General features: G+C 42.3%; 8 protein-coding genes and 1 pseudogene. 4 read left to right on the top strand and 5 right to left on the bottom strand.

The genetic code is table 11. The features are described 5' to 3' along the window. Nucleotides 1-225, top strand: a 225-nt coding sequence (locus V7Z64_RS10485; protein ID WP_442885170.1) for an ABC transporter ATP-binding protein, incomplete at its 5' end; no start/stop codon positions are given. 102 nt (nt 226-327) lie between these two features. Here the strand turns inward: V7Z64_RS10485 and V7Z64_RS10480 are convergent. Continuing rightward, complete coding sequence (locus tag V7Z64_RS10480) at nt 328-519, bottom strand: hypothetical protein (protein WP_297992654.1); 192 nt, start codon at nt 517-519, stop codon at nt 328-330. 251 nt (nt 520-770) lie between these two features. Here V7Z64_RS10480 and spxA point away from each other — a divergent pair, with 251 nt between their 5' ends. Beyond that, nucleotides 771-1,181 (top strand): transcriptional regulator SpxA, encoded by a 411-nt coding sequence (gene spxA / locus V7Z64_RS10475; RefSeq protein ID WP_003395380.1) that lies wholly within the window; start codon nt 771-773, stop codon nt 1,179-1,181. A 13-nt stretch (nt 1,182-1,194) separates the two neighbouring features. Here spxA and cls read toward each other — a convergent pair whose 3' ends face one another. Further along, nucleotides 1,195-2,700, bottom strand: coding sequence for a cardiolipin synthase (gene cls, locus V7Z64_RS10470; RefSeq protein ID WP_297992653.1), 1,506 nt, complete (start codon nt 2,698-2,700; stop codon nt 1,195-1,197). 60 nt (nt 2,701-2,760) lie between these two features. Then, the gene (gene mecA, locus V7Z64_RS10465) at nt 2,761-3,423 is read right to left on the bottom strand and encodes an adaptor protein MecA (protein WP_297992650.1); all 663 of its coding nucleotides are present in this window, start codon (nt 3,421-3,423) and stop codon (nt 2,761-2,763) included. A 221-nt stretch (nt 3,424-3,644) separates the two neighbouring features. Between mecA and V7Z64_RS10460 the strand changes: the two genes are divergently transcribed. Continuing rightward, nucleotides 3,645-4,829, top strand: coding sequence for a competence protein CoiA (locus tag V7Z64_RS10460; protein ID WP_297992648.1), 1,185 nt, complete (start codon nt 3,645-3,647; stop codon nt 4,827-4,829). Nucleotides 4,830-4,867: 38 nt separating this feature from the next. After that, the gene (gene pepF / locus V7Z64_RS10455) at nt 4,868-6,664 is read left to right on the top strand and encodes an oligoendopeptidase F (protein WP_297992645.1); all 1,797 of its coding nucleotides are present in this window, start codon (nt 4,868-4,870) and stop codon (nt 6,662-6,664) included. 81 nt (nt 6,665-6,745) lie between these two features. Here the strand turns inward: pepF and V7Z64_RS10450 are convergent, their stop codons facing one another. Further along, complete coding sequence (locus V7Z64_RS10450) at nt 6,746-6,910, bottom strand: hypothetical protein (protein ID WP_003395371.1); 165 nt, start codon at nt 6,908-6,910, stop codon at nt 6,746-6,748. A gap of 220 nt (nt 6,911-7,130) precedes the next feature. After that, nucleotides 7,131-7,361, bottom strand: a pseudogene (locus tag V7Z64_RS10445) (DsbA family protein); the annotation flags it as partial.

The following is a 7,361-nucleotide window of genomic DNA, read 5'->3' as shown; positions in this document are numbered from 1 at the left end:
GAAGAACTGTATCGCAACCCGATCCACCCATATACGAAATCGCTCCTTTCTGCGATTCCACATCCAGATCCAGAAACAGAGCGGACACGAAAACGGATCATTTACGACCCGTCACAACATAACTATAAAGAAGGCGAAGATGTGCGCATGCGCGAAATTACGCCAGGCCATTTCGTTTACTGCTCTGAAGCAGAGTACGAAACATATAAGGCGATGTATAGCTAATCTCTCGGCTTTCGAGAGATTAGCTTTTTTCGTTTGATGTACTAAAGTATTATACAATATTTTGATTCATTTGACTATTTTGTTTTTAAAAAAGCTCCGAGATTATCTCGAAGCTTTTTTGCCGCCGACCATTTTCCAATCCGTTTGCACATGTTCGCTCATCGCTGTATGTAATCGCTTTTTTCGTCCGCCAAATACGTTTTCCCCGATGCCGTTTAAAATGACGCCCATGAGCGCGGTGATTCCAATTACTAAAATAGCGACAATCGTAAAGTCAATAAAAAATTGCGCCATGCCATTTCCCCCTTTGTTTGCCATCTGTACTTTTATTGTAGAGAAAATTGCAAATGAACGCAACGAAAAATGAAACCATTTTTATCGGACAACCGTATAATATGTTGGGTAAAATTGAAAAAAGGTGTATCTTTCTAAACTTTTTTGTTGTATAATGTACGTTGTAGAGTTTTTTAAATTTATTTTAAAATAAGATGTGTTTTAATACAGAAGCTAGCAAAGCAACCCATGTTTAAGGGAGTGATTTATATATGGTGATCGTGTATTCATCGCCAAGTTGTACGTCTTGCCGAAAAGCAAAAGCGTGGTTAGAAGAGCATAACATTCCGTATAAAGAGCGCAATATTTTCGCTGAACCGTTAACGATTGAAGAAATTAAAGGCATTTTGCGCATGACCGAAAACGGGACAGACGAAATTATTTCGACGAGATCGAAAATTTTTCAAAAGCTAAATATTCAAGTTGATTCATTGCCGCTACAAGATTTATATGAAATTATTCGCCAACATCCAGGGCTTTTGCGCCGTCCGATTATCATGGACGAGAAGCGCCTGCAAGTTGGTTACAACGAAGATGAAATTCGCCGCTTTTTACCGAGAAAAGTGCGGACGTATCAATTGCGTCAGGCACAACAGCTCGTCAACAGTAAAGGCTTAGCATAAACGCTAAGCCTTTTTACAATAGCGGCGAAAGGAGACGAGCAGTCGACTCGGCGAGCCGCATCCAAAGCGGACGATGTTGAAATTGCTTTTTATCGATTTGCGTGGAGTCGCGAAAGTCGTTCAAAAAGTCAGCGACTAACGTTTGGACGCTCGGTGTTTGATATAAAAACGCATTCACTTCAAAGTTTAAATGAAAGCTGCGCATATCCATATTCGCTGTGCCGATCGACGCGAGTTCGCCGTCAACAACGATAATTTTGCTGTGCATAAATCCTTTTTCGTATTCATAAATGGTCGCCCCTGCTTCTAGCAATTGAGGGAAATACGAGCGAGAAGCGTAAAAAACGATTTTTTTATCAGGGCGCTTCGGAACGAGAAGACGCACATCAATGCCGCTTAATGCCGCTACTTTTAACGCCGTCAAAATATCTTCATCTGGAATGAAGTATGGCGAGGCGATCCAAATGGAGCGCTGTGCCGATGTAATCATCGCAAAAAATAAATGTTTAATGACTTCCCACGGTGTATCCGGTCCACCAGCGACGAGTTGCACGCCACCTTGTTTCTCTTCTTCGACGGGTGGGGCGCACAAATAGTTCATCGTCAACAACGTTTGCCCAGTCATGTAATACCAATCTTGCAAGAAGATGAGCTGCAACGTGCGAACCGCTTCCCCGTAAACGAATAAATGCGTATCGCGCCAAAACCCGAAATATTCGTTTTTTCCTAAATATTCGTCTCCGATATTTAAGCCGCCGACAAAGCCGACTTTTCCATCAATGACGATAATTTTTCGATGGTTGCGGAAGTTAATCGTATTGTTTAAAAACGGCAGGCGAACAGGGGAGAACGGAACGATGTCCACGCCAGCCTCGCGCAAGTCGTGTATGTATGTTTTCGATAGTTTCCAGCTTCCGACCGCATCGTATAAAAAGCGGACGTGCACCCCTTTTTTTGCTTTGTTTATTAATATTTGTTTTAAGCGCTGACCGATGTCGTCATCGCGGACAATATAATATTCAAGATGAATATGATGTTCTGCTTTTTCCAATTCGGCAAAAATAGCGGCAAACGTTTCTTCTCCGTTCGTTAAGACGCGCGTTTGCGTAGCGGTTGAAATCGTCTCTTTCGTCAGCCGTTTCGCAAGCTGTAACAACGGTTGTTGGTGAGGCTTCATATATAGCTTTCGGTCGTGATGTCGATTCGTTTCCATTTTGCGAAACGTTTGTTCATCGAGCAACGCTTTTTTTCGAAATAGCCGCTTTTTTCGATAGTTTTGACCGAACAATAAATAAAAAATGAAGCCGACGAGCGGAAAGCTGCCGAATACAACGAGCCATGTGAGCGTCTTCGTCGGATGACGGTTTTCTAAAAAGATGACAAACGAAATGAAAATGACCGACAAGGTGACGAATAAGCTGAACGTCCCGAGCAGCCAGCCTTCCCAATGATCTTTTGTCACAGCTAATATCCCGATGAAAACAAGCAAAAAGATTGCAACTTTTAAGGCGTTTCTCATTTGTCGTTCACCTAACCCTTGCGGAAAAAAAGCCGATTTCAAGCGATTGAAATCGGCGTATTAGTTTGGAAAATGTTTGGCGATCATCGTTAGTGCTTGTTCAGCAATAATCGTTTTTCCATACTCTTCAAGACGATGAATCGTCATTTGGGAATCTTGCCCATATTCAAGCAATATGCTTAACGTATTATCAATGTCGTGATCATGATCATCTTCTGTAAATTCAACGTATAAATAATATTTGTCTTCAAGCGCAAATAGCCGATTGTTTAGCGTTGAAAAATCGCGACGATGTGCTAGGGAGATGACGTCTTCAATTGTTTTAAAGCGAATGACGAACTGAAGTGGATTTTCGGGCTCTGTCGATGCGGCTTTCATCATGTTAAAATGTTGGTCTAATATGTGCTCAATTTTTTCATCGACAGGCAAGTCTTTAAACCGTTCGTCGAGAATCGGCAATTCGAGCTTTGTTCCGTCTTTTGAAATTTGCGCTTTTGTGACAAATACTTCCAACCCTTTTTCAACAGCATGTACTTGAATCCAAAGCGGCCCTTCCAAATAAAGTTCCACTTCTTGATGAATTTCATCCATCATCTCCCAAAATAATTCTTCGCTTCGTTCGCGATTAAACCAAATTTCTTCGCGGTCAAATCCGCGCTCTTCAATGTCGCCGTACGATATATATAACTTTAACGTATATTCATTGATGCGTTCGATTTCCATGTTCCTCAGCTCCCTTCTACAATGGTCCATTCAGGAAGGGAATTCACCCCCGAGCATTCGCCCATCATTCCACATCTTGTACTTCTATTGTATGACAAAATGTGAAAGAAGGGAAATAAAAAACGCCTAATTCAATAAATTTAGTTATTCCCCTATTTTCAACTTTCTTGCAGGAGAAAAAGGACATTCGTTGAAAACATGTAGGAGAAAGGAGAGGTTGTATGTTTATTGCGTTATTCGAAAATGGAGAAGTATGTTCGCTGTTGGACGGCTGGACGGTCGAGCAGCTCCGACGATGGCGTGAGACGAAATCGTTTATTTGTCCCGTTTGTTTTGGGCGCGTGCAATTAAAAATTGGGAAAAAACGCATGCCGCATTTTGCCCACGAAACGAGATGCGTTATTGAAACGGAGCGGGAAACTGCTGCCCATTTACAAGGAAAACAACAGCTGTACGAATGGATAAAGCATGCACAGTTGAAAGGGGAAGTAGAAAAATATTTGCCCCATATTCAACAACGTCCGGATGTATTTGTCACGTATGGGGAGAAGACGTTTGCGCTCGAATACCAATGTTCAGTTATCCCGAAGTCGTCGTTTATGAAACGAACAAAAATGTATATGTCGGCGGGCATTATTCCAGTTTGGATTCTTCATCCATCTCACCTTCAACGTCATGGTTTGTTGTTCCAGCTTTCTTCTTTTTTATGGCTTTTTTTCAATGACAACGGGACGATCACGTTTTATTGCCCGATCCGTAAACAATTTTCATTTCTTCATCATCTCATTCCGCTATCAGCCACGCTCGCATACGGCCAATGGACGACCGTTCCGCTTCATGCGATGTCATTTACTTTCCTTCACATGACGCCCCGACCACAAGCTGACACGCTTTTTTACGTTTGGAACATGAAAAAGAAACAATGGCGGCTATCTCCTCTATATTACCGAACGAACCGTACATTTTGCCACATCGTGTACAATGCCCATATGACGCCATCGTTGTTTCCGCACGAGGCGGGCATTCCGCTTCGCCATTCGTATTGGTTTGAAACCCCTCCGTTCATTTGGCAGACGTATATGTTAATGGAGATGATGAATGTTCCACTTCATGTGACGTTTTCGTTTCATCAATTATATGAACAATTGCAACGTTTCATTCGTCAAAATATCGTTCGCGTTCGCCAGCTGCCGCTCGTGACAACAAGTCATTATTCTTATGCGCTCATGGACTATTTGCATGCGCTCGTGTCGCTCCGCTTTTTAAAAAAAGTTGGAAAAAGCTCATTTCAACGCATTCGCTCATGGTCGCTGCCAAGCACGATCGAAGAGGCGATGCAGGGAGATGAAGACGTGTTGCGACAAATTGTAAGCAAAAAAGAGGATTTTTTTATAAAACGAGAATAATATATAAGTAAACATTTTTAAGGCAAGAGGTGAGAAATATGGCAAAAACATTGCCGACACGTAAAGACGTTCCCGTACAGTATACGTGGCGTTTAGAAGATATTTTCGCAACAGATGAACAGTGGGAAGAGGAGTTTCAAGCGATTACTGCGCTTCTTCCGAAATTTTCGGAGTATAAAGGGAAGCTTGGGGAAAGTGCACAGACGTTATATGAAGCGCTTCAATATCGCGATCACGTATTGTTTCGTTTAGGAAAGTTATATGCATATGCGCATATGCGCCATGATGAAGATACGGCCAATTCGTTTTATCAAGCGTTTGAAACGAGGGCGGAAAGTTTGTATGCTGAAGCAGGCAATGTGATGGCGTTTATCGTGCCGGAAATTTTAGCGTTAGATGAAGACGTGTTGCGCACGTTTTTACAACAATATGAACCGCTTCGGTTGTATGAACATGAGTTAGATGAAATGAATCGCCAACGCCCGCACGTGTTATCGGAAAAAGAGGAGGCGTTGCTTGCGCAGGCAGCGGAAGTGATGAACGCGTCAAGCAATACGTTTGGGGCGTTGAACAATGCCGATTTACGTTTTCCGACGATTAAAGATGAAAACGGGGAAGAAGTGGAAGTGACGCACGGCCGTTACATTCGTTTTCTTGAAAGCGAAGATCGCCGTGTCCGTCACGATGCGTTTAAAGCGGTATATGATACATATCGCAAATATGAAAATACGTTTGCGAGCACGTTAAGCGGAGCGGTAAAGCGCAATAACTTTTTTGCGCGCGTGCGCAACTACCGTTCAGCGCGCGAGGCGGCATTAAGCAAAAATCAAATTCCAGAGACGGTATACGATAACTTAATTGAAACGATTCACCGATATGTGCCGCTTTTACATCGTTACGTTCATTTGCGTAAGCGCGTGCTCGGATTAGATGAATTGCACATGTATGACTTATATACATCGCTTGTGAAACAAGTCGATATGAAAGTAACGTACGAAGAAGCGAAAGAGCTATTGTTAAAAGGACTTGCGCCGCTCGGGGACGAATATATCGCGATCGTCAAAGAAGGGTTTGACAACCGATGGGTCGATGTGCAAGAAACGCGCGGCAAGCGGAGCGGAGCGTATTCGTCGGGCGCATACGGAACGAACCCGTACATTTTAATGAACTGGCAAGATAATGTAAACAACTTATTTACGTTGGCGCATGAATTCGGACATTCCGTGCATAGTTACTATACGCGCAAATTCCAACCGTATCCGTACGGAAACTATTCCATTTTCGTCGCAGAAGTGGCGTCAACGTGCAACGAGGCGCTATTGAACGACTATTTATTAAAAACGATCGATGACGAGAAAAAACGGTTGTATTTATTAAATCATTATTTAGAGACGTTCCGCGGCACCGTTTTCCGCCAGACGATGTTTGCTGAGTTTGAACATATGATTCATCAGATGGTACAAAACGGTGAGGCGCTGACAGCGCAAGTGTTGACGGAAAAATATTACGAGCTAAACAAAACATATTTTGGAGATGGCGTCGTCATCGACGAAGAAATCGGATTAGAATGGGCGCGCATTCCGCATTTTTATTACAATTATTACGTGTACCAATATGCGACAGGTTTTAGCGCGGCAACCGCGTTAAGTAAACAAATTTTAGAAGAAGGCGAGCGAGCAGTTGGGCGATATATTGAATTTTTAAAAGCTGGAAGCTCGGATTATCCGATTGAAGTGTTGAAAAAAGCGGGAGTCGATATGACGTCTCCACATCCAATTGAACAAGCTTGCCAAGTGTTTGAGCAAAAACTGCAAGAGCTTGAACAGCTATTATAAAGGCTGTGTAAATACGTCAAAACAAAAACCGAAAGAATGTTGTACATACAGCGTTCTTTCGGTTTTTACGTTTCGTCTTTTTCAATGAAATCCGCGAAAGCGGTGGCGGTTGTTAAGATACGTAAAAAACGAAAAGAGAGAAAGAAATAAAAACGGAGTTGAGATAAGCAGCGGAAATAAGCGCATTAATGCAAAAAAATGAATGATCCATGCGACAATGATCCAGACGATATGCAACGCGAACATGCCAATCCCCCCTTACTTATTCATAATAAGCAAGCGCGAAAATAATTATGACAAATGTGTGAACAAGCAAACAAAACACTTGTCAAGACATAAAAGAGTTTGTTAATATATAAACGTGAAGTGAATCACAATCAAACAAACTTATACCCCTTTGTTTGACCGTGAAAAATTTCTCCCATCCCCTTTGTTGTCTTTATGACAAAGAAAAAGGACTCGGTGTTTAGCCGAGTCCTTTTTCTTTGTCAACCCACTTCCAAAACGAGCCGACTTTTTCTACTTTTCGTTTTAGGCGCAACTTTTTCAATTCGCATTCCGCCTTACAGTGTGGTATGTTGTACACCATCGCAATGTCATCGGTTGTGACGAACTGGGCATGATGCAAAAACTGTTCTATTGGTGGAAGCGGAGATGGTTGAGGATGAAATCCGAGCATTTCATGGATTAAATCGAC

This window comes from Anoxybacillus sp. (assembly GCF_036834105.1).
Classification (GTDB): domain Bacteria; phylum Bacillota; class Bacilli; order Bacillales; family Anoxybacillaceae; genus Anoxybacillus.
The sequence above is the reverse complement of the archived record's forward strand: the minus strand, read 5'-3'. Positions and strand labels throughout refer to the sequence as shown.